Origin of the sequence: Microbacterium sp. NPDC057741 (assembly GCF_042798735.1) — a bacterium.
GTDB lineage: Bacteria > Actinomycetota > Actinomycetes > Actinomycetales > Microbacteriaceae > Microbacterium.
The window spans coordinates 925617-946887 of the sequence record NZ_JBHVJW010000001.1 but is presented as its reverse complement, the minus strand read 5'-3'; the positions used below and the strand labels follow the sequence as shown (position 1 = coordinate 946887).

At 69.9% G+C, this 21271-nt stretch carries 20 protein-coding genes; 11 read left to right on the top strand and 9 right to left on the bottom strand.

Going from position 1 to position 21271, the window contains the following annotated elements; genetic code table 11:
* Positions 1-56 precede the first annotated feature (56 nt).
* Positions 57-482: an SRPBCC domain-containing protein gene (locus tag ACFVDO_RS04590; protein WP_378857935.1), complete on the top strand. Its 426-nt coding sequence runs from the start codon at positions 57-59 to the stop codon at positions 480-482.
* Entirely contained in the window at positions 479-841 is a 363-nt protein-coding gene (locus tag ACFVDO_RS04585) for an ArsR/SmtB family transcription factor (RefSeq protein ID WP_378857936.1), read from the top strand. The genes ACFVDO_RS04590 and ACFVDO_RS04585 overlap by 4 nt, the downstream gene beginning before the upstream one ends.
* Here ACFVDO_RS04585 and ACFVDO_RS04580 read toward each other — a convergent pair.
* The 5 genes from ACFVDO_RS04580 to ACFVDO_RS04560 all read right to left on the bottom strand — a co-directional run bounded on the left by ACFVDO_RS04580 (position 816) and on the right by ACFVDO_RS04560 (position 5318).
* The gene (locus ACFVDO_RS04580) at positions 816-1631 is read right to left on the bottom strand and encodes an ornithine carbamoyltransferase (protein WP_378857937.1); all 816 of its coding nucleotides are present in this window, start codon (positions 1629-1631) and stop codon (positions 816-818) included. The genes ACFVDO_RS04585 and ACFVDO_RS04580 overlap by 26 nt on opposite strands.
* 26 nt (positions 1632-1657) lie before the next feature.
* Positions 1658-2134 (bottom strand): GNAT family N-acetyltransferase, encoded by a 477-nt coding sequence (locus tag ACFVDO_RS04575; protein WP_378857938.1) that lies wholly within the window; start codon positions 2132-2134, stop codon positions 1658-1660.
* A complete protein-coding gene (locus tag ACFVDO_RS04570; protein ID WP_378857939.1) occupies positions 2131-2820 on the bottom strand; it encodes a hypothetical protein in 690 nt (229 codons plus the stop codon). Before ACFVDO_RS04570 ends, ACFVDO_RS04575 begins: the two co-directional genes overlap by 4 nt.
* 121 nt (positions 2821-2941) lie before the next feature.
* Positions 2942-3781 (bottom strand): phosphotransferase family protein, encoded by an 840-nt coding sequence (locus tag ACFVDO_RS04565; RefSeq protein ID WP_378857940.1) that lies wholly within the window; start codon positions 3779-3781, stop codon positions 2942-2944.
* Positions 3782-3899: 118 nt separating this feature from the next.
* On the bottom strand, positions 3900-5318 hold the full coding sequence (locus tag ACFVDO_RS04560; protein ID WP_378857941.1) for an RNB domain-containing ribonuclease: 1419 nt from the start codon (positions 5316-5318) through the stop codon (positions 3900-3902).
* 71 nt (positions 5319-5389) lie between these two features.
* Here ACFVDO_RS04560 and ACFVDO_RS04555 point away from each other — a divergent pair, with 71 nt between their 5' ends.
* The 3 genes from ACFVDO_RS04555 (at position 5390) to ACFVDO_RS04545 (ending at position 9301) form a co-directional block, all read left to right on the top strand.
* Complete coding sequence (locus ACFVDO_RS04555; protein WP_378857942.1) at positions 5390-6163, top strand: isocitrate lyase/phosphoenolpyruvate mutase family protein; 774 nt, start codon at positions 5390-5392, stop codon at positions 6161-6163.
* A gap of 42 nt (positions 6164-6205) precedes the next feature.
* Entirely contained in the window at positions 6206-7957 is a 1752-nt protein-coding gene (locus ACFVDO_RS04550) for a proline--tRNA ligase (RefSeq protein WP_378857943.1), read from the top strand.
* A 78-nt stretch (positions 7958-8035) separates the two neighbouring features.
* The gene (locus ACFVDO_RS04545) at positions 8036-9301 is read left to right on the top strand and encodes a glycosyltransferase (protein ID WP_378857944.1); all 1266 of its coding nucleotides are present in this window, start codon (positions 8036-8038) and stop codon (positions 9299-9301) included.
* A 73-nt stretch (positions 9302-9374) separates the two neighbouring features.
* Here ACFVDO_RS04545 and ACFVDO_RS04540 read toward each other — a convergent pair whose 3' ends face one another.
* Positions 9375-10313: a potassium channel family protein gene (locus ACFVDO_RS04540; RefSeq protein ID WP_378857945.1), complete on the bottom strand. Its 939-nt coding sequence runs from the start codon at positions 10311-10313 to the stop codon at positions 9375-9377.
* 132 nt (positions 10314-10445) lie between these two features.
* On the opposite strand from ACFVDO_RS04540, the gene ACFVDO_RS04535 reads away from it, so the two are divergent.
* A complete protein-coding gene (locus ACFVDO_RS04535) occupies positions 10446-11480 on the top strand; it encodes a TIGR00730 family Rossman fold protein (RefSeq protein WP_378857946.1) in 1035 nt (344 codons plus the stop codon).
* Positions 11481-11486: 6 nt separating this feature from the next.
* Here ACFVDO_RS04535 and ACFVDO_RS04530 read toward each other — a convergent pair whose 3' ends face one another.
* Complete coding sequence (locus ACFVDO_RS04530) at positions 11487-12584, bottom strand: glycosyltransferase (protein ID WP_378857947.1); 1098 nt, start codon at positions 12582-12584, stop codon at positions 11487-11489.
* Between the two features lie 125 nt (positions 12585-12709).
* Here ACFVDO_RS04530 and ACFVDO_RS04525 point away from each other — a divergent pair, with 125 nt between their 5' ends.
* Positions 12710-13687: an alpha/beta hydrolase gene (locus ACFVDO_RS04525; protein WP_378857948.1), complete on the top strand. Its 978-nt coding sequence runs from the start codon at positions 12710-12712 to the stop codon at positions 13685-13687.
* A 1-nt stretch (position 13688) separates the two neighbouring features.
* Here the strand turns inward: ACFVDO_RS04525 and ACFVDO_RS04520 are convergent, their stop codons facing one another.
* The gene (locus ACFVDO_RS04520) at positions 13689-15056 is read right to left on the bottom strand and encodes a flavin monoamine oxidase family protein (RefSeq protein ID WP_378857949.1); all 1368 of its coding nucleotides are present in this window, start codon (positions 15054-15056) and stop codon (positions 13689-13691) included.
* 131 nt (positions 15057-15187) lie between these two features.
* Here ACFVDO_RS04520 and nusA point away from each other — a divergent pair, with 131 nt between their 5' ends.
* From nusA to rbfA, 4 genes are all read left to right on the top strand, one after another.
* On the top strand, positions 15188-16174 hold the full coding sequence (gene nusA / locus ACFVDO_RS04515; protein WP_378857950.1) for a transcription termination factor NusA: 987 nt from the start codon (positions 15188-15190) through the stop codon (positions 16172-16174).
* A gap of 41 nt (positions 16175-16215) precedes the next feature.
* Positions 16216-16482: a YlxR family protein gene (locus ACFVDO_RS04510; RefSeq protein ID WP_116241428.1), complete on the top strand. Its 267-nt coding sequence runs from the start codon at positions 16216-16218 to the stop codon at positions 16480-16482.
* 94 nt (positions 16483-16576) lie between these two features.
* The gene (gene infB / locus ACFVDO_RS04505) at positions 16577-19402 is read left to right on the top strand and encodes a translation initiation factor IF-2 (RefSeq protein ID WP_378857951.1); all 2826 of its coding nucleotides are present in this window, start codon (positions 16577-16579) and stop codon (positions 19400-19402) included.
* Positions 19403-19469: 67 nt separating this feature from the next.
* The gene (rbfA, locus tag ACFVDO_RS04500) at positions 19470-19895 is read left to right on the top strand and encodes a 30S ribosome-binding factor RbfA (protein ID WP_378857952.1); all 426 of its coding nucleotides are present in this window, start codon (positions 19470-19472) and stop codon (positions 19893-19895) included.
* Positions 19896-19897: 2 nt separating this feature from the next.
* Here the strand turns inward: rbfA and ACFVDO_RS04495 are convergent, their stop codons facing one another.
* A complete protein-coding gene (locus ACFVDO_RS04495) occupies positions 19898-21202 on the bottom strand; it encodes a glycosyltransferase (RefSeq protein WP_378857953.1) in 1305 nt (434 codons plus the stop codon).
* Positions 21203-21271 lie beyond the last annotated feature (69 nt).

Sequence of the window (21271 nt, the reverse complement as noted above, 5' to 3'; positions counted from 1 at the left end):
GATCTAACCTCTTACCAATCGGTAAAGTTTACTGATTGGTAATGCAGGAGGTTGTCATGCCTGATGTGTCGCATTCGCTCGAGATCGCCGCTCGCCCCAGTGCCGTGTGGCGGTGGCTGGAGACCCAGGAAGGCCTGCGCCGCTGGATCGGCGCTGACCTGGAGATCGATCTGACGGTCGGCGGCTCCTACCGGATGACCGGCGCAGACGGAGACACGCAGATCGTCGGCACCGTGCTCGAACTCGTGCCCGAGGGACGTCTGGTGCTGTCCTGGCTGGAGGAGGATGCCGGGTGGCAGCATCCCGGCCGGCTCGTGATCATGCTGCGGCCGACCGAGGCGGGCACCGAGGCGACTCTCGTGCACGACGGTTTCGCCGGCATCGGCACGGACGGTTGGCGCGGCACGCGCGACGCGTATCGGCGCGGCATCGTGAAGCATCGCATCCTGGAGCAGCTCGCCGCCCGCGTGGGGGAAGGGTGACCGATCTGTCGGACGCGGCCTTCCGCGCGCTCGCCGATCCGACGCGCCGGCGCATCCTCGATCTGCTCGCCGACCGCGGTGTGTGCACGGTCGGCGAGCTCGCCGAGGAATTCCCGGAGCTGGTGGCATCGGGCATCTCGAAACACCTGATGGCGCTGCGCGCGGCCGGCCTCGTGGTTTCGGAGCGTGAAGGACGCAACCAGCGCTACCGGATCGATGCGGATGCCTTTCAGCTGGCGCTCGGCCCCTGGATACGCCGTTACGAGGACTACCTCGAGACGTCGCTGCAGGCGCTGAAGGCGCTCGTCGAATCGGGGGAGGAGCCCCCGGGCGTCACCGGTCCAGACACATCGAGATGATCGCCTGCTGCACAGGCATGAGCGTCTTCTTGAAGCCGTGGCCGGCGAACGCCGGATGCCGGAAAGCGTCCTCGGTCGCCTCCCGACCCACGAGATGCGGGGGACAGGGGATGAACCGCGCGCCCGTCGGTGCGGAGTCGAGAAGGCCGGCGGTGATCCGGAACGGCGAGAGGGCCTCGGCATGCTGCCCCGGAGCGTCGGTGATGATGACGTCGGCGGTCGCGATCGCGCGCAGGAGATCGTCGGTGTGCTCAAGCCCTGGCGTCGCGAGTGCGCCCGGACAGCACTGGACGAGAGCGAGACCGAGCACGCCGGCGATCTCCTGCCAGGCGCGGGCGATGTTGCCGTCGGCGCCGACGAACAGGAACCGCAGACTCCGTGGGTCGCGCGTGCGGCTGAGTGCGTACACGTCGCCGAGCACCTCGCACGGATGGTTCAGCTCGGTCATCGCGTTGACGACGGGGACCGGGCTGGATGCGGCCAGGTCTTCGAGGATCCGCATGCGCTGCCGCACGATCAGCACATCCGCCCACGATGCGAGGTAGCCGGCCACGTCGGCGAGCGACTCGGACTTCTCCAGCGACTCGGGCGGGAACACGATCGGCTGCAGGCCCATGAGGTGGGCACCGCGCTCGAACGAGACACGCGTGCGCAGGCTGGTGCTGGGGAAGAACATGACGGCGCAGCCCTCGTGACGTGGCCCGGCTCCCCGTTCGCACCGCTCGGCCAGCGCGAACAGGAGCTCGACGTCGGCGCGGTCCCAGTCGGACAGTCGGATCAGGTGGCGCACTGGGCCATGCTATCCAGCCCGTGCGTTCAGCCGAGCGCCCTCGTCATCTTGAAGTTCGTCAGCTCGACGCCCTCCGTCACCGGGTGCTGTTCGGCCTCGACGACGAAGCCCGCATGCTCGAAGAAGGGCCGCGCCGTGATGCTCACGTTCGCGGAGAGGCCGGCCGCCCCGGCATCCCGGGCTCGTCCTTCGATCTCGGCCAGGAGCCGACGGGCAACGCCCCGCCGAGCGAAGTGCGGGGAGACGAACATCATGTCGATGTACCCTTCCGCGCTGACGTCGGAGAATCCCGCCATCTGCCCGTCGACGACGGCGACGATGGTGCTGACGCGGCATCTCGCCTCGTTCCAGTCCTCGACCCTGCGTTGACTGGGACGTGCCCACGCCGAGATCTGCGCGGCGGAGTAGTCGACAGCGGCGGTGATCATCACGGCGTCGAGGAACACCGCCAGCGTCGCCGCCGCATCCTGCTCGCGATAGTCCCGGATCACCTTGTCGTTCACCGCACGAATCCGTCCTGCATCCGTCCGCCGGCGCGATCCAGCTCCGCTTGCACACGATCGGCGAAGGCCGGGTGGTCGTCCGTGAGCAGGGGCGCAGCGAGCGCCTCGGCCCGGCCGGCATCCCATGCGCGCAGCCGGCGGGGCAGCCACTTCCCGGTGCCGAGCCACTGGCCTTCGGCGAGCAGCATCAGCTCGGCGGTGCGCTCGAAGAGCATGGATGCCAGGACGCGGCGCTCCAGAGGGTCGGTGGCGTCACGCAGATCGTCGAGCGCGTCGGTGATGACGTACCGGCGGTGTGCGGCCTCCGCCTCGGTCAGCGTCGGCCCTGCTTTCAGGACATCGTTCCAGTGCCGGCGGAGGTCGTCGAGGTCAGCGCCTTCTCGCACGGCCCAGCCCTCGATGAGCATGTGCACGATGACCGGTCGATGCTGATCGACGCCGCGCTGAGCCCACTCCGCGAACCCCGCGGTGGTGTAGGCGAACACCTCGAAGACCTCACCCTCGAACGCGTGCGTCGACGCGGCACTGGTCTGATCGTCGGTGAAGAGCGCCCCGCCGATCAGCAGCAGGTCGATGTCGCTGCTCGCCGTGCGCTCGCTTCGGGCGGTGCTGCCGCCGATGATCACCGAGTCGGCGCCAGGAAAGTGCTCGGCGACGAATCTCTCTGCGACGGCGGCGAAGTCCATCGGGCCAGCGTAGCGGCGGTCGCCGCGGCATCATTCCGGAGTTCCGCAGCATCCCGGAGACTTCGGCGCCGTGAGCATCCGAGCTGGCGCAGTCCTCCGGGATCCAGCTGCGCCGCGCGGTTCAGAACAGGGCGAGTGCTTCGGCCAGCATGCGGTGGCCCTGGCGCTCGAACGCCTCGTCGCCGACCTTGTACGCCCAGCACGCGGTGCCGATCGCCTCGCGCAGCGCGTCCAGTCGCCACAGCTCCGCGTCACGCGGATCGGGGCCGTAACCCTCGAAGAACGCCGCCTCGAGCTCGGGATGCCCGCGCCACTGCTGCGCGGCGAGGCGGGCGAGATCGGTGGAGGCAGGGCGGAACGCGAAGCGCCCGAAGTCGATCGCCCGTACGGTGCCGCCGTCGGCGAGCCAGTTGCGCGGATGCCAGTCGCCGTGCGTCGGGACCAGCTGGACGGTCGGAGTCGGGGCGGAGGACAGGATGCTGTGGGTGCGCTCAGCGGTCGTGGCATCCACGCGGTGCGGCTGCCGCAACCAGTGCAGCGCGCGAGCCGTTGCGCGCTCCTCGTATCCGGCATCCTTCCGCATCTCAAGCCGGTGCAGGCGGCGCAGCAGTTCGCCCGCCTGCCGGTACGTGTCGGGCAGCCGTTCGGCATCCGTGCCGAGTACGAGCGAGCCGGCCAGATACTCGAGCAGGATGATGCGCGCGGCGGCATCGGCGTCGAGCAGCCGCGCGGCCTGCGCCGTGACCGCGAGGGGCTCGACATAGGCAGGGTGCGCGGAGATCTCGCGCGGCAGGTGGGTGTCGTCAGGGCCTGCTGCTTTCACGACGAAGTCCCGCCCGCCCGAGCGCACGTGCAGCACGGTCGTGTCGACGAGGTTCCAGGACATGTCGCGGACGAGCTCCGCACCCGGTAGCCGGTCCGCGAGCCAGGTCCGCTGTGTCGTATCCAGCCGTTCGATCATCGGTTCACCCTGCCGTTCACGGGTACGGATGCAGGACCGAATTCCGAATGGAGGGCGACACGCCGCCGGATCGTCCTGTATCCGTCCGCTCTCCCTGCATCCGGAGCAGGGTGCCCGCTCACGCGGCCGAGAACGTCACGGTCCCTGTGCGGACGTCCGCGGCGTCCAGGCGCACCCGCACGACGGCGCCGGGCGTCGTCCCCTCCGGCACGGGGGCGCGGGCGGTCACCGCAGGGTCGGCGATCTGAACCGTCGCCTTCCCCTCACCGTTGGCGGGCCGAACGACGGTCGCGCTGAACTCCGTGCCGACGTGCGGGGCGAGCAGGGCTGCCTCGACGTGATCGAGAGTCTGGGAGTTCAGCTGCGACGCACGCGCGGACGACTCCTGCATCAGCTTCGGCAGTTCCGGCAGACCCTCGCGTGCCCAGTCGGGAACCTTCTCGCCCTGTGACAGAGCCAGACAGATGGTGAGCGACCATCGGTCGACGAGTCGGCGCAGCGGCGCGGTCGCGTGCGCGTACGGTGCGCCGATCGCCGCCTGAATCCGCTCCTCCGGCGGTGCGCCGTCGAAGACGACGTATCCCGCACCGCGGAACAGCGCGCTGGCCGCCTCGAGCACCGGGAGGGTCAGGGGGTCCGTGCGGTCGAGCCCGCGCAGGTAGTCGCCGTACCGCCCTGTGGTCCACGGCCGGCCCAGCGCCTCGGTCTGCACCCGGAAGGCCTCGAAGGTCGTGTCATCGGGCTGCGGCATCGTGCGCAGCACGCCGATGCCGCCGTCGAGCATGATCGTGGCCGCGGCCATGCCCGTCATCAGAGACAGTTGGGCGTTCCATTCCTCGATCGGCAGCGGATGACGCATCTCGATGTCGTACCGCCCGGGTGCGGTGCGCACGACCTCGGCGTCCGGCAGGTTCAGGCTCGCGCCGCCGCGCGCCGCCTCCTGCTCCAGCCGCAGTCGGCCGACCTCCGGCAGCAGCACGGCGGGGGAGTCCTCGCCCCGGTCGAGCGACCTCTGGGCGCTCACATAGTCCAATTGGGCTCGCGAGCGGATCAATGCGCGCTGCAGCGTCGTCTCCGTCACGGCGCCGTCGGAGTCCAGGGCGAACGTCCACACCAGCGCAGGGCGCTCCTGATCGGGCAGAAGTGAGGCACTGCCCTCGCTGAGCACAGGCGGATGCAGCGGAATGGAGCCGTCCGCGGCGTACAGGGTCTGCCCGCGCTCGCGCGCCGCCGCGTCCAGGGCACCGCCCGGAGCGATGAATCCGGGCACGTCGGCGATCGCGTACCGCACCGTGTAGCCCTTGCCTGCGCGCTCGATCTGGAAGGCCTGGTCGAGGTCCTTGGATCCCTCAGGGTCGAGCGTCGCGAACGGGATGTCACGCAGATCGACGTCGGGCACGGGCGCGGTGGCGTGCTCGGCCTCGGCGATCGCCTCGGGCGGGAACGGGACGTCGAAGGGCGCTCGCACGGCGGCCAGCGCGTCGGCCAGGGCGCTCTGCGCTGCGGACTCTGCGATATGCGATCGTCGCTGCGGCATGGCGCCAGCTTATGCCGCCTTCTTCGGACACATCCGCCCCGGGCACCCGGCGCGGCGTTAGCGTGGCAGTCATGACCACCACTGCTGACAGGGCTCAGTCCCTCGCCGCCCTCTACGATGCACCCGAGATCCTGCGTGTCGTCAACGTCTGGGACGTGGTCTCGGCTCAGGCGATCGCCGCCCTTCCCGAGACCCGCGCCCTCGCCACCGCCGGGCATTCCATCGCCGCCACCTTCGGTTACGCCGACGGTCAGATCCCGCGCGAGATCATGATCGACTTCGTCGGCCGGATCGCCGCAGCGGTCGAACTGCCTGTGAGCGCCGACCTCGACGACGGATACGGCGATGCCGGCGAGACGACTCGGCTCGCCATCGGCGTGGGTGTCGTCGGCGCGAACATCGAGGACCGCCTGAAGCCGCTGGCCGAGTCGGTCGCTCAGGTCGAGGCGATCGTGAAGGCCGGCGAGGCGGAGGGGGTGCCATTCGTGCTGAACGCCCGCACCGATGCGATCGTGCGCGGCGGCGACAAGCCGCTCGCCGACAAGCTCGCCGACGCGGTGGAGCGCGGCCGTGCCTACCTGGACGCCGGCGCGCAGGCCGTGTTCGTGCCCGGCATCCTCGACGCCGACGCCACCCGTACGCTCGTCGACGGGATCGGCGTCGGAAAGGTCAGCGTGATCGGTCTGCCCGGTGCGCTCACCGCGGCGGAGTACCAGGAGCTGGGCGTCGCCCGGATCTCGTACGGTCCCGTGCCGCAGCGGGTCGCGCTGACGGCGCTGCAGGATGTCGCGACGAGCCTCTATGCGAACGGCGTGATCCCCGAGGGCACCCGCGCACTGAACTGACGGTTGTGAGAGGCGACGGGTGACCACCCGTAGAATCATCCCGTGGTCACCCGTCTCTCTCATCTCTTCGTCCGTACGCTCCGTGAAGACCCGGCTGGCGCCGAGGTCGCGAGCCACAAGCTGCTGATCCGCGCCGGCTACATCAGGCCTCAGGCCGCCGGCATCTTCGCGTGGCTCCCGCTCGGCCTGCGCGTGAAGGCGAAGATCGAGAAGATCGTCCGCGAGGAGATGGAGGCCGCCGGCGCCCAGGAGGTGCACTTCCCGGCTCTCATGCCGCGCGAGGCATACGCCGCGACCGGCCGCTGGGACGAGTACGGCGACCTGCTGTTCCGTCTGCAGGACCGCAAGGGCGGCGACTACCTGCTCGCACCGACGCACGAAGAGGCGTTCACGCTGCTCGTGAAGGACCTGTACTCGTCGTACAAGGACCTGCCGCTGTCGATCTACCAGATCCAGGACAAGTACCGCGATGAGGCGCGTCCGCGCGCAGGCCTCCTGCGCGGCCGCGAGTTCACCATGAAGGACGCGTACTCGTTCGACTACACGGATGCCGGACTCGACGCGAGCTACCAGGCGCAGCGCGACGCCTACGAGCGCATCTTCCAGCGACTCGGCATGGAGTACGTGATCGTGCAGGCGGATGCCGGCGCGATGGGCGGCTCGCGCAGCGAGGAGTTCCTGCACCCGACCCCGATCGGCGAGGACACCTTCGTGCGGTCCGCCGGCGGCTACGCCGCCAACGTCGAGGCCTACACGACGCCGGCGATCGCCCCGGTCGCCTTCGATGCGGATGCCGCGCCGGTGGTCTTCGACTCGCCGAACACCCCGACGATCGACACCCTCGTCGCGCACAGCAATGCCGTGCTCGAGGGCGAGTTCACCGCGGCGGACACCCTGAAGAACGTCGTGCTCGCGCTGACCCACCTGGACGGAACCCGGGAGCTCGTCATCGTCGGCGTGCCCGGCGACCGCGAGGTCGACGAGAAGCGCGCCGAGGTGGCGTTCGCACCGGCCGAGGTCGAGCCCGCCACCGATGCCGACTTCGAGAAGAACCCGCTCCTCGTGCGCGGGTACATCGGGCCGTGGAGCGAGACGGGCGCTGTGCTCGGCGAGGAGTCGGCCACCGGCATCCGCTACCTCGTCGACCCGCGCGTCGCCGAGGGCACCAGCTGGATCACCGGCGCGAACATCGACCAGAAGCACGCGCACAGCGTGATCGCCGGCCGTGACTTCGCCGCGGACGGCTTCGTCGAGGTCGCCAGCGTGCGCGACGGCGACCAGGCTCCCGACGGTTCCGGTCCGGTCTCGATCGCACGCGGCATGGAGATCGGCCACGTCTTCCAGCTTGGCCGCAAGTACGCCGAGGCACTCGGGCTCAAGGTGCTCGACGAGAACGGCAAGCTGACCACCGTCACGATGGGCTCCTACGGCATCGGCGTCACGCGCATCCTGGCGGCGATCGCCGAGCTGAACAGTGATGACAAGGGCCTGATCTGGCCCGAGACGATCGCGCCGTTCGACGTGCACGTGATCGCCACGGGCAAGGACCAGGTCGCCTTCGACCTGGCCGCTCAGCTGTCCGCCGACATCGAGGCGACCCGTCGCGAGGTGCTCTTCGACGACCGCCCGAAGGTCTCGCCCGGCGTGAAGTTCGGCGACGCCGAGCTGCTCGGCGTTCCGACCATCGTGATCGTGGGCCGCGGTGCGGCCGACGGCCAGGTGGAGCTCTGGGATCGCCGGTCCGGCGAGCGCGAGACCGTCCCGGCATCCGAACTGATCGCCCGGCTGGGCTGAGCAGGTACGGGGCCCGCGGACTGCGGGCCCCGTGCCGGCACTCTGGCGCGCGGGCCGCGCGAGGTGCATGATCACGGCATGAGCAGGTTCCTGCTGACGACGATGCCGTTCACAGGGCATGTCGCCCCGATGGCTGCGATCGCGCGTGAACTCGTGCGTCGTGGGCACGACGTGCGGTTCTACACCGGAGGCCGGTTCCGCGATCGGATCGAGGCGTCCGGAGCCCGGCTGGTGCCGTGGCGGACCGCGCCGGACTTCGACGAGAACGACATGCCCGCCACGTTCCCGCGGATGGTCGGCAGGAAAGGGCTGTCCCAGCTGCTGATCAACGTGGTCGACTGCTTCATCGGCACGGCACCGGCGCAGGTCGCCGACCTGACAGCGGAGTGGGAGCGCGAGCCGTGGGACGCCCTCGCCGCGGACGAGACCTCGGTCGGTGCGGTGCTGTACAGCAGGCGGGCGGATGCTCCGTGGTCGACGATCTGCTCGCTGCCGCTCAACCTGCCCGGCCCCGCAGGGCCGCCCAGCGGGATGGGCATCCGGCCGGGGACGAACCCGGTCACGAGGGCGAGGGATGCCGCGCTGCGCGGACTGGTGCCCTTGATCTCGCGAACGCTCGTGCAGGCGATCGTTGTCGCCGAGCGCGCCGTCGGCCTGCCGCCGGAGCGCATCACGATGGATCGGCTGGTCTTCTCCCGCACGCTGATCGCAGCGAGCGGATCCGCGCTGCTGGACTACGGCCGGACAGATCGGCCTCCGCACCTCCACTTCGTCGGCGAGGTCGCCCGTCCGGTGACCTCCGGCTCGGCGTCGCTGCCGTCGTGGTGGGGCGACCTGGACGGACGTCGGGTCGTGCTGATCACCCAGGGAACGCAGAACATCGACCCGGACGACCTGCTGCGCCCCGCCCTCGGCGCCCTCGCGGACCGCGACGTCCTCGTGATCGCCACCACCGGCGTCGCGGGCGTCGACGAGCTGCCGCTCCCCGTGCCCGACAACGCCCGCGTGATCGGGTTCGCACCGTTCGGTGATCTGCTTCCGCGGGTGGACCTGATGATCACGAACGGCGGTTGGGGCGGCACGCTCGCAGCGCTGCGGCACGGCATCCCGCTGATCATCGCCGGGGGAGACCTGGACAAGCCCGAGGTCGCCGCCCGCGTCGCGTGGAGCGGTGCGGGACTGAACCTGCGCACCGGCACACCGAAGCCGCAGGCCGTGGCAGCCGCTGTCGATCGGGTGATCGGCGAACCGTCGTTCCGCGCCTCGGCGGAGCGGGTCGCGGCGCAGCTGGGATCACTCGGCGGTGCCGGACGCGCCGCCGATCTGCTCGAACGGACACTCTGACGGCCGGTACGACCGCGGGACTTCGTCTGCCGTGCGACGGGCCGCGGCACTGAGGAGCACTCCGGCGCCGTGCTCAGCGCCGGTCGAGCAGGTCCCTGATCTCGGCGGACAGCTGCTCGGACTGCGCGAGCAGAGCCGCCAGACGTGCATCCCGCGGCGCATCCGCGTCATCCGCATCCGCGTGCGACATCCCGGCCGCGACCGCCCCGGACGCGGCACCGGCTGCCACACCGGCCGAAGCCGCGCGACTGCGACCGGCGGCGCGTTCGTCGCCGTGCCCCGACTCCATGCCGGCATCCGCCGAGGGGGTCTCGCCGGCATCCGCGCCGTCTGCGACGGAGGCGTCGCTCTTCGACGGGCCCAGGAACAGGTTCGCCAGGTAGCCGGTGAACGTTCCGAAGATGCCGACGCCGACGATGATGATGAGCACGCCGAGTGCGCGTCCGGCGTTCGTCACCGGGTACTGGTCGCCGTAGCCGACGGTCGAGATGGTGACGACCGTGTACCAGAGCGCGTCCGACGCCGAGGTGATGTTCGCACCCTTGGCATGCTCCTCGATCGCGAGGATCGAGAGGCTGCCGAACTGCAGCACGATGATGCCGAGCAGCAGCAGCGTCATCAGGGTGCTGTTCGCACGATCGTGCACGAGGGTGGAGACGATCTGCCGGAAGCCGAGCGCACGCAGGAGGCGGAACACCCGCAGCAGCCGGAACACCCGCAGGATCTTGAACTGCGGGAACGGCAGGCTCGCCAGCAGGTCGGCCCATCCGAAGCCGCGGAAGAAGTACTGCGAGGGCGTGTTCGATGTGGTGATCCGGTAGATGAAGTCGATCAGGAAGATCACGCTGAACAGCGCGTTCATCACCGACAGCACGAGCTGCATGGCCCCGTCGCCGGCGAAGACGTAGACCAGCACGAGGTTCGTGATCGACAGCAGCGACAGGATGCCGATGAAGATCTCGTACGCGGTGTTCTTCAGCTCGCTGCGACGCGCGCGCTTCGTCCTGGCCATCAGGCGCTCTCCTCCCGGCGCGCTGTGCAGCGCGGCAGCACTCATCTTCCGGCACCGTGTGGTCGCGGATCGCGTCGACTCGCCCGGCGAGGGCGACGAGCCCCGTGCTGTCCCGCATGAAAGGGTGGAGGCATGACCGATGCGCCTTCGTCCGACGACCTCCGCGCGCGACTGACCGCGCTGCTCGACGAGGAGGGCATCACAGCGAACAAGGCTCTCGTGACGCGCATCCTGCAGTCTGCCGTCGCGCTGGGACAGGACCGCACCGACCGCCTCGACCTGAAGATCGCCTCCGCGGCGATCAGCGAGATGCGCGATGCGTTCCGACTGTTCCAGCCGCTGGGCGGCGTGCCCAAGGCGACGATCTTCGGGTCAGCGCGCACCACCACGGATGACCCGCTCTACGGTCAGGCGCACGACGTGGCCGGCCTGCTGTCCAAGGACGGCTGGATGGTCGTGACCGGCGCGGGCCCAGGCATCATGCAGGCTGCCGCGGAGGGCGCGGGGCGGGAGATGTCGATCGGCATCTCGATCCGGCTGCCCTTCGAGGAGAAGGCGAACGCGGTCGTGGCCGAGGACTCGAACCTCGTCTCGATGAAGTACTTCTTCACGCGGAAGCTCATGCTCATCAAGGAGTCGCGCGGATTCGTGTGCCTGCCCGGCGGGTTCGGCACCATGGATGAGATGTTCGAGCTGCTCACGCTGCAGCAGACAGGCAAAGCCGAGCCGGTGCCGATCGTGCTGCTGGACGAGCCTGGCGGCACGTTCTGGCACGGGCTCAAGACCTTCGTCGACGGCAGCCTCGCGGCCAGCGGCTACATCGCGGCCGATGACCTGGATCGGGTGCTGATCACCGACTCGGTCGTGGCCGCCTCTCGCGAGATCCTCGACTTCTGGCACAACTACGACTCGCTGCGGTGGGTCGGCGACCAGCTGGTGCTGCGGCTGCGCAACGACCCGACGGACGCCGAGATCGAAGCCCTGAACGAGCAGTTCGGCGATCTGCTTCTGCGCGGCCGCATCGAGCGCACTGGGCCGCTCGCCCCGGAGCGCGCCGATCACGACGCGGTCGACCTGCCACGGCTCGTGCTGGTGCTGAACCAATACAAGGTCGGATCGCTGTACAAGCTGATCCGCTCGATCAACGCGCTGCCGTCTGCGGGCTGAGGGCCGTCAGCCCGCGAGTCCCTCGATCCGGTCGGCAGCTACCACCGCGCCCTGCTCGGCGCGCAGCCGTTCTCCGGTCCGTGCGGCGATCGATGCGATGCGCGCGTCTGAGAGCAGACCGGCGATGGCGTTCTTGAGCTCGGGTGCGAGCACCGAACGGGGCAGCATCCGTCCGACGCCCTGCGACTCGACGATCCGTCCGATCAACGGCTGATCCGAGGTTCGGTTCATCGGCAGTGCGAGCACGGGAACGCCGTGCGCGAGCGCGGCGAGGGTCGTGGAGTGACCGCCGTGCCCGATGACGAGTGCCGCGTGCGGCAGGATCTCGGCGTGCGACGACCGACCGCGCACTTCGACGTTCGCAGGGAACTCACCGCGCAGCGGCGTCTGCGGCGCCGACCTCGTGACGACCGCGCGCACCGGCAGAGCGCCGATCGCGGTGATGACTCGCCGGTACACGTCGTCCTGCTTGCGCTGCCAGACGCTGCTGAGGCTGACCAGCACCAGGGGGCGCTCACCGTCGGCCCTGGGCACCGGCGCCGACCCGCGTTCGGTCGTGCCGGTCCACTCGAATCCGAGCGTGTTCTCCTCGTCCGTGAGCGGGTCAAGGTCGCGATCGGTCAGCAGCAGCCGGGCGCCCGCCGCGCTCCACACCTGCGTGGGGCTCAGTCCGAACGGTCCCAGCATCGCGCTCGCCGGTCCCTGCGACATCCGTCCGCCCCAGACGGCGCCGAAGGAATGGAACAGCACGGCGGTCGGCGCTCCGGCACGGGTTGCCTCGCGGATCGACGAGATCATGATGCCGTCGAGCGCGATGACGTCGGGGTGTCGCTGCGCGATCGCCTCGCGTACCTGTTTCGCGACGGTGGGGCTCACGCCCATCCGGGCCATGTCGGACATCTGCGCCGCGCCGTTCGTCGCGAGCCCCGGCTGATGTCCGACCAGCGCGGGCAGCGGCACGGGCTCCACCCCGGGATGCCGGGGCAGCAGGCCGGCGAAGGCGACTCGATGCCCTCGCGTCAGCAGTTCGCGCGCGACGGCGGCCACCGGCGGCATGTTGCCTCCGGCGTCCGCCCCGACGAAGAGGATGTCCAGCGGCGTCACGGTGGTCCGATCTCGTTCCCCAGTGCGGATGCGGGCGGCATCCGCAGAGATCCGTTGCGCTCAGGCTAGACCCGCACCGTTCCGCGGACAAGCGCAGAATTCCGGGGGAGTGGCATCATGAGTTCGTGACGCATTCCGCAGATGTGACCTGGAACCTCGACGGCATCGACATGCACGGCACGTTCACCGCTCCCGACGGCGAAGGGCCGCATCCTGCGGTGGTGATGGTCGCGGGCAGCGGCCCGACCGATCGGGACTGGACCTCGCCGCTGCTGCCGGGAGCCAACGGCAGCGCGAAGCTGCTGGCCGAGGCCCTGGCGGATGCGGGCATCGCCTCGCTGCGCTATGACAAGCGCGCCTCCGGCCCCCATGCTGCCGAGAACGTGCCGCAGCTGATCGGGAAGATGAGCATGCAGTCCCACCTCGACGAGTTGGTCGCGGCGGTGGGTGCGCTCGTCGCGCAGGAAGGCGTGGATGCCGCGCACATCGTCGGCCTCGGCAACAGCGAGGGATGCCTGCACGTGCTGCACTACGCCACGACCGCTCAGCGGGTGCCGTTGGCAGGCATCGTGCTCGCCGCTCCTCCAGGGCGCAGCATCGGCGCGGTGCTGCTGACCCAGTTGCGCACGCAGCTCGGTCTGGTGCCCGGTGGGGCCGACCTGATGCCTCTGGTCGAGCAGGCCGCCGCACGGTACAGCGCCGGGGAGCCGATGGCTCCGGATGCCGGACTGCCCGAGCCCGTCCGGATGGTGCTGTCCAGCTTCGAGACGCCGGCGAACCTGCCGTTCGCACGCGAGCTCTGGGCGGAGGATGCCACGGACGCACTGCCCGAAGTGCGCATCCCGGTGCTCGTGGTGATCGGACGCAGAGACGTGCAGGTCGACGCCGAACTCGACGGCGGACCGCTGCAGACCGCCGCCGACGGCATGCCTCACGTGACCTTCGCGTTCCCGGAGCACGCCAATCACGTGCTGAAAGAGGACGTCCGCTCGCCTGAGGAGCGCGCGGCGGCGCCCGGCGCGGGCTACAACGATCCCGGCACTCACCTGGATCCCGAGGCGCTGGACGCGATCCTCACCTGGCTGCGCGCAGTCGTCGGCTGATTCAGCCCCGCTCGGCGGCCACGATCCCCGCGGCGAAGGCAGCGAGGTCGACGGGGTGGCCGAGCACACGCTCGGCGGCGCGGTGCCCGGAGGCGTAGGCGCCGCCGACCGTGGCGGGCTCATCACCCCAGGTCGCCTCGCCGGCGAGGTGCAGCACGCCGTCCACCGGGGCCGCCAGAGCGTCGTGGTCGAGGTGCGACGTGCCTGTCGCCTGGTACGAGTACGACCCGTCGGAGTACGGATCCTGACCCCAGCGGGTGATCCAGTGCGCAGCCGGATCGGGCACGACATCGCCGTACAGCGCGCGCAGTGCGCCCACCACGTCGTCGACGATCCCGGCATCCGACACATCCTGCAGATGCCGACCCAGCGGTCCGGCCGCGAACGTCAGCAGCGTCGGTCGCCCGCTGATCGCCGAGACGTCGTACCAGGAGTGCCAGATCTCGCCGGCCTCGCCCAGTGCGCGGATCACGTAGCTGCCCTCGTCCCAGAACCTCTCCGGGAACTGAAGGAAGACCTTGTTGAACACGCCCATGCCGAGCCGCTCCAGAGAATCGGAGACCCGCTCGGGCAGAGGCGGTTCGAACGCGATCGAGGCGGACTTGAGCACGCCGAGCGGCACGGTGACGACGACGGATGCCGCGGTGTAGTCGGCTCGGTCCGTCGTCACGATCACGCCGTCCGCGCTCCGCGAGATCACCGAGACCGGCTCGGTGAGCCGCACATCGAGACCGGCGGCGATGCGATTCGGCAGCTCGTCATAGCCGCGAGGGAACACCACCTCGTCGCCCTCGATCGCGTCCTCGTCGAGGCCGTGCGCGTCGAGGTCGCCGATCCAAGCCCCGCACTGCTCCTCGACCCGATGCCGGAAGAACTCGCGGATCTCGTCGATGCGCTCCGGGTCGAGGCCGGACCGGTCCAGCACGCGCTCGGTCACGTCGAGGTAGCTGTCGCCGGGGGAGGAGGTCGCTATCTCGTCGAGCAGTGCCGCATCGGCGCGAGCCACGTCGGCCACCCACTGCGCGCTCGCGGCGGCATCCATCCGCCGCCCGTCGCCGTCGAAGTCCTCGATCGGCCGCCCGCCCGCCTGGAAACTGCCCACTGTGAACTCGATCGTCGGCACGCCGAGCGCCTGGGTGAGGTTCCAGAGCGGGGACTCGGCGATGCCGTGGATCCACGACGCGCCGAGATCGACGGGGAAGCCGGCGCTGCGGTCGGTGTTCATGCGTCCGCCGATCCGGTCGCGGGCCTCCAGCACGAGCACGCTCCGGCCGGCGTCGTGAAGCATCCGCGCGCAGGTGGTGCCGGCCATGCCGGCGCCGATCACGATCGTGTCATATCGAGTGGGGGCGGTGTCGGGGAGAGCCATGCCGCACAGTATGCGGGCAGCGGCATGCATCCGTCCAGAGGGCGGAATCCTCCACCGCCGCGCGTTCCGGTATCCTGGACGGATGCCCGCGGCGAACCTGACCGCGGTGAGAGCTTAATAGGGAGGCCGTCATGGACATCGAACTCGGGCTGCTGCGCGGTATCGAGAAGGAGAAGGCGATCCCCTTCGATGAACTCGTCGAGATCATCGAGCAGGCGATCCTCACGGCCTACCTGAAGAACGCCTCGTCGGAGGGCGACGAGACCACCGAGGGCGTCCGCGTGCACCTCGACCGCAAGTCCGGTCACGTCGCCGTGCTGCAGCCCGTCCTCGACGAGGAGGGCGCGGTCATCGGCGAGGAGGAGACCACTCCCGACGACTTCGGCCGCATCGCCGCCTTCGCCGCCAAGCAGGTCATCAGCCAGCGGCTGCGCGACATCGCGGACGACGCGGTGCTCGGCGAGTTCCGCGGCAAGGAGGGCGACATCGTCGCCGGTGTCATCCAGCAGGGTCCGAACCCGCGGATGATCCACGTCGACCTCGGCTCGGTGGAGGGCATCCTGCCTCCCGAGGAGCAGGTGCCGGGCGAGGAGTACACGCACGGCTCGCGGCTGCGCGTCTACGTCACGAGCGTGGCCAAGGGCACCAAGGGCCCGCAGATCACCGTGTCGCGCACCCACCCCGGGCTGGTGCGCAAGCTGTTCGCGCTCGAGGTCCCCGAGATCGCTGCCGGTCTCGTCGAGATCGTCTCGCTGGCCCGCGAAGCCGGCCACCGCACGAAGATCGCGGTGAAGGCGAACGACCCGTCGATCAACGCGAAGGGCGCCTGCATCGGCGAGCTCGGTCGCCGCGTGCGCGCGGTCACCGAGGAGCTCTCGGGGGAGAAGATCGACATCGTCGACCACAACCCCGACCTTGCCACGTTCGTCGCGAACGCGCTCTCGCCGGCGAAGGTCACCAGCGCCTTCGTGCTGGATGCCAGCACGAAGGCCGTCCGTGCGCTCGTCCCCGACTACCAGCTGTCGCTCGCGATCGGCAAGGAGGGGCAGAACGCCCGCCTCGCCGCGAAGCTCACCGGAGCCAAGATCGACATCCAGCCCGACAGCGTCATGGACTGACCCCGGCGCGGGGGAACGGACACCCGAGGGCGAGGTGTAGGATGGAACCTGTACGAACGTGTGTCGGTTGCCGCGAACGTGCCTCTCGATCCGCCCTGATCAGGGTGGTTGCCCGGAATGGTGAACTCGTCCTCGACGAGCGCGCTGTCCTGAGCGGCAGGGGAGCGTGGCTGCATCCGACGCGGGAATGCATGGATGCCGCGCAGCGGCGACGTGCTTTCGCCCGTGCACTGCGCACGTCGGGAACCCCGGAACTCTCCGAGGCCGACATGCGGATCATCGAACAGCATCGCCAGAACAAAGGCTGAACGGCTATGGAAACAAAGTGAACGGCTCGAAATGAGACCCGTCCGCGACTGATGGTCTGCCCTGCCTGGGCGGACCGACCCAGACAGGAGAATTGTGGCTGCCAAACCACGTGTGCACGAGATCGCCGCTGAACTCGGCGTCGACAGCAAGTTCGCTCTCGCGAAGCTCAAGGAGCTCGGCGAGTTCGTGAAGAGCCCGTCCTCGACCATCGAACCGCCGGTGGCGCGCAAGCTGCGCGCGGCGATCGAGGCCGACCCGTCCGCGAAGCCGGCCGAGGCGAAGCCCGAGACGAAGACCGCCCCGAAGCCTGCGGCTCCGGGTGCGAAGAGCGCCCCGAAGCCGGGCCCGAAGCCCGGTCCCGCGAAGCCCGCGGCGCCTGCCAAGCCCGTCGACGACGCTCCCGCGCCGGCCGCCGAGCAGGCAGCTCCGGCCGCGCCGGCGGCGCCGGCCTCCGAGACGCCCAAGCCCGGTGGCAGCGCGCCCAAGCCGGGTGGCGCACCGAAGCCCGGTGCCGGTCAAGGCGGTGCCGGTCAGAACGGTGCCGCGCCCAAGGGCGGCGGCGCTCCGAAGCCGGGCGCACCGCGCCCCGGCAACAACCCGTTCTCGTCCGCGCAGGGCATGGGCCAGCGTCCCGCAGGCCCGCGTCCTGGCAACAACCCGTTCGCCTCGGCTCAGGGCATGGGCCAGCGCCCGACCCCGGGCAACATCCCGCGGCCGCAGGCGCCCCGCCCCGGTTCGCCGCGCGTAGGCGGACCCCGTCCGGCAGGCGCCGGTCGTCCCGGTGGCGCACGCGGCGGTCAGGGCGGTCGTCCCGGTGGCGCACCGTTCCAGCAGCGCTCCGGCGGTCCCGGTCGTCCCGGTGGTCCCGGTGCGGGTGCCGGTGGTGCCGGTGGCGGCTTCCAGCGCCCGGGCGGCGGCTTCGCCGGTCGTCCCGGTGGCGGCGGTGGCCGTGGCCGCGGACCCGGTGGTGGTACCGCCGGTGCGTTCGGCAAGGGCGGCGGCAAGAGCAAGCAGCGCAAGTCGCGTCGGGCGAAGCGGCAAGAATTCGAGATGCGGTCGGCGCCGATCGTCGGCGGCGTCAACGTCTCGAAGGGCAACGGCGAGATCATCCGGCTGCGCCGCGGTGCCTCGATCGCCGACTTCGCGGACAAGCTCGAGGCCCTGAGGGGTTACACCGTCCAGCCCGGCACGCTCGTCACCATCCTGTTCAACCTGGGTGAGATGGCGACCGCGACCGAGTCGCTCGACGAGGCCACCTTCGAGGTCCTCGGCGAGGAGCTCGGCTACAAGGTGCAGATCGTCTCGCCCGAGGACGAGGACAAGGAGCTCCTGGAGGGCTTCGGTCTCGACCTCGAGGCAGAGCTCGAGGCCGAGAGTGAGGACGACCTCGAGATCCGTCCTCCGGTGGTCACCGTCATGGGACACGTCGATCACGGTAAGACCCGTCTGCTGGACGCGATCCGTCAGACCAACGTCATCGACGGTGAGGCCGGCGGCATCACGCAGCACATCGGCGCCTACCAGATCTGGACCGAGCACGACGGCAACGAGCGCGCGATCACCTTCATCGACACCCCGGGTCACGAGGCGTTCACCGCCATGCGTGCCCGTGGCGCGCAGGTGACCGACATCGCGATCCTGGTGGTCGCCGCCGACGACGGCATCATGCCGCAGACGGTGGAGGCGCTGAACCACGCCCAGGCGGCCGACGTGCCGATCGTGGTCGCGGTGAACAAGGTCGACAAGCCCGAGGCCAACCCGGCCAAGGTGCGCCAGCAGCTGACCGAGTACGGCCTGGTGGCCGAGGAGTACGGCGGCGACGTCATGTTCGTGGACGTGTCGGCTCGCGCCGGCACCGGCATCCAGGACCTGCTCGACGCGGTGCTGCTGACCGCTGACGCGGGCCTGGACCTCACGGCGAACCCGAACAAGGCCGCCCGTGGTGTCGCCATCGAGGCGAAGCTGGACAAGGGCCGCGGCTCCGTCGCGACCGTGCTGATCCAGTCCGGAACGCTGCGCGTCGGTGACGCGATCGTCGCCGGCACGGCGTACGGCCGCGTCCGCGCCATGCTCGACGAGAACGGCGACGCGGTCGAGTTCGCGGCGCCCTCGCGTCCGGTGCAGGTGCAGGGTCTGAACTCGGTGCCCCGCGCCGGTGACGTGTTCATCGTCACCGACGAGGACCGCATGGCCCGCCAGATCGCCGAGAAGCGTGAGGCCGTCGAGCGCAACGCCCAGCTGGCCAAGGCCCGCAAGCGCATCTCGCTCGAGGACTTCACCCGTGCTCTCGAAGAGGGCAAGGTCGAGACGCTCAACCTCATCATCAAGGGCGACGTGTCCGGTGCCGTCGAGGCGCTGGAGGAGTCGCTCCTCAAGATCGAGGTCGACGACTCGGTGCAGCTGCGGATCATCCACCGCGGTGTCGGCGCCGTCACGGAGTCGGATGTGAACCTGGCGACGATCGACAACGCGATCGTCATCGGCTTCAACGTCCGCCCCGACGCGAAGGCCCGCGAGGCGGCGTCCCGCGAGGGCGTGGATATCCGGTTCTACTCGGTGATCTACAACGCGATCGACGAGATCGAGAGCTCGCTCAAGGGCATGCTCAAGCCGGAGTTCGAAGAGGTCCAGTCGGGTGTCGCCGAGATCCGCGAGGTGTTCCGCTCCTCGAAGTTCGGCAACATCGCCGGTGTCATCGTCCGCTCCGGGACGATCACGCGCAACGCCAAGGCGCGCGTCATCCGAGACGGCGTCGTGCTCGCCGATGGCCTGGCCATCGAGTCGCTGCGTCGTTTCAAGGACGACGTCACCGAGGTGCGCACCGACTTCGAGGCCGGTATCGGCCTCGGCAAGTACAACGACATCCAGATCGGCGACGAGATCGAGACCATCGAGATGGTCGAGAAGCCGCGCGGCTGATCGAGTCCGTACGATGTGAGGGGCGCCTGCGGGCGCCCCTCATTCGTCACACAGGGGAGTAGGGAACATGGCTGGCGAACGACAGGCACGGCTCGCGGACCGCATCCGCGTCATCCTCGCCGAGCGGCTGGAGAAGGGGCTGCGCGACCCGCGCCTCGGCTTCGTGACGATCACGGACGTGCGCGTCTCGGGCGACCTCCAGCACGCTTCGGTGTTCTACACCGTGCTCGGCACAGAGGAGGAGCGCGTCGCCAGCGGCGCCGCGCTGACCTCGGCGACCGGGATGTTGCGCAGCGAGGTGGGTCGTCAGCTGAGCACCCGACTGGTGCCGACGCTGGAGTTCATCCCGGATGCGCTGCCCGAGACGGCCGACCACATCGGTGCTCTGCTGCGTGAGGCGCAGGAGCGCGACGCCGAGGTGGCGAGGCTCGCCTCGACGGCCACGCACGCCGGCGATGCCGACCCTTACCGGGCGGACGACGAGGACGAGTGAGCTCAGGCCGGCAGACGGCCCGCCGGGTTCCGCTCGACCGCCCGGTCGATGACCTCGACGAATCCTGAGAGGCCGGGAGCGGCGGCGATGTCCGCACTGATGCGCTCAGCGGCCCGGCGATAGGACGGATCGCCCAGCACGTGATCCGCGCTGCGGCGCAGTCGTCCGGGCGTGGGGCGTTGCGTACGCAGGTTCACACCCGCGCCCGACCATGCCACTCGCGCGGCGACCTCGACCTTGTCCTCCTTGCCCGGAGCGATCACCAGGGGCACGCCGTGACGCAGCGCGAACTGCACTCCGCCGTAGCCGCCGTTGCTGATCATCAGCGTCGTCCTCGCCAGAAGCTCCTCATACGGCAGGAACTCCGCGACGCGCACGTTCTCAGGCAGCGCGCCGAGTGAGGACACCGGAGCTCCGCCCGTGGCGATCACCACCAGCGCATCCGATCCTGCGAAGGCGCTCGCGGCGGGCAGGATCAGGTCCTCCGGATCGTCGTTCGCCAGCGTTCCCTGGGTCACGTGGATCACCGGCCTGGAACCGTCCAGCTCGGACCACCAGGCCGGCCGCGCGTGCACGGCCGCTGTCGAGGACGACACCGGACCGACGAACTCGATTCTGGCGTCGATCCCCGGACGCGGGTACTCGAAGGACGGCACCGTCAGCTGCACGATCGCGTCGGCGTGCCGCATCCAGTCCATGACGGGGATGCGCGGTGCGCGGCCGTGCACCTGCCTGCAGATCTGCGCCCCGGCCGCGCTGACCGGAGCCATCAGGCGCGTTGTGAGTGCCTGCAGGATCCCGTTGCGAATCCGCCCCGGTGCGCCACCGAGGGGAGCCAGGCCGAACCCGAACGGTGCGAGCCCATCGGCTGACATATTCAGCGGCAGCACCCCGCCGACGATGACCGCGGGACGTTCGTGGGCGGGCAGATCCACGAGAAGTGCCCCGGCCGCGAACGTCGGATCGACCACGATCGCATCGGCCGCCTCCTGGCCGAGGAGGCTCTGCACGGCGGCGTACTGACTCGCGCCCGGCCGCACGAACACGTGCTCTATGTCATGCGCGATCGCCTTGATCGGGGAGAGCCGCTCTCGCTCGGGGAAGCGCTCGCTGATCCGCCGGTCGTCGAAATCCGCGTCGGCGGGCAGCGGGATGTGTTCGGCGCCCGTCGCGGTGACGGCATCCCGGAATCGGGATCCGGTGAGGAAGCGCACGCGGTCGCCGCGGGCGATGCACGCCTGCGCGAGCGGGAGCAGCGGTGTGACGTGGCCGTGCACGGGAACGCTCGCGAACAGGATGGATGTCATCGGGGTCTCCGATCTGCAGTGATATGGATGGCGGTGAGGAGCCTTGTCCCGATCGTTCTGATACATGCG

Excerpts from the sequence above, each read along its gene's own strand:
- ACFVDO_RS04570 (WP_378857939.1), bottom strand. The coding sequence starts at position 2,820 with ATGGACTTCGCCGCCGTCGCAGAGAGATTCGTCGCCGAGCACTTTCCT.
- ACFVDO_RS04590 (WP_378857935.1), top strand. The coding sequence starts at position 57 with ATGCCTGATGTGTCGCATTCGCTCGAGATCGCCGCTCGCCCCAGTGCC.
- ACFVDO_RS04495 (WP_378857953.1), bottom strand. The coding sequence starts at position 21,202 with ATGACATCCATCCTGTTCGCGAGCGTTCCCGTGCACGGCCACGTCACA.
- ACFVDO_RS04510 (WP_116241428.1), top strand. The coding sequence starts at position 16,216 with ATGGAACCTGTACGAACGTGTGTCGGTTGCCGCGAACGTGCCTCTCGA.
- ACFVDO_RS04545 (WP_378857944.1), top strand. The coding sequence starts at position 8,036 with ATGAGCAGGTTCCTGCTGACGACGATGCCGTTCACAGGGCATGTCGCC.
- ACFVDO_RS04540 (WP_378857945.1), bottom strand. The coding sequence starts at position 10,313 with ATGGCCAGGACGAAGCGCGCGCGTCGCAGCGAGCTGAAGAACACCGCG.
- ACFVDO_RS04560 (WP_378857941.1), bottom strand. The coding sequence starts at position 5,318 with ATGCCGCAGCGACGATCGCATATCGCAGAGTCCGCAGCGCAGAGCGCC.
- nusA (WP_378857950.1), top strand. The coding sequence starts at position 15,188 with ATGGACATCGAACTCGGGCTGCTGCGCGGTATCGAGAAGGAGAAGGCG.
- ACFVDO_RS04565 (WP_378857940.1), bottom strand. The coding sequence starts at position 3,781 with ATGATCGAACGGCTGGATACGACACAGCGGACCTGGCTCGCGGACCGG.
- ACFVDO_RS04535 (WP_378857946.1), top strand. The coding sequence starts at position 10,446 with ATGACCGATGCGCCTTCGTCCGACGACCTCCGCGCGCGACTGACCGCG.
- ACFVDO_RS04555 (WP_378857942.1), top strand. The coding sequence starts at position 5,390 with ATGACCACCACTGCTGACAGGGCTCAGTCCCTCGCCGCCCTCTACGAT.
- ACFVDO_RS04520 (WP_378857949.1), bottom strand. The coding sequence starts at position 15,056 with ATGGCTCTCCCCGACACCGCCCCCACTCGATATGACACGATCGTGATC.
- rbfA (WP_378857952.1), top strand. The coding sequence starts at position 19,470 with ATGGCTGGCGAACGACAGGCACGGCTCGCGGACCGCATCCGCGTCATC.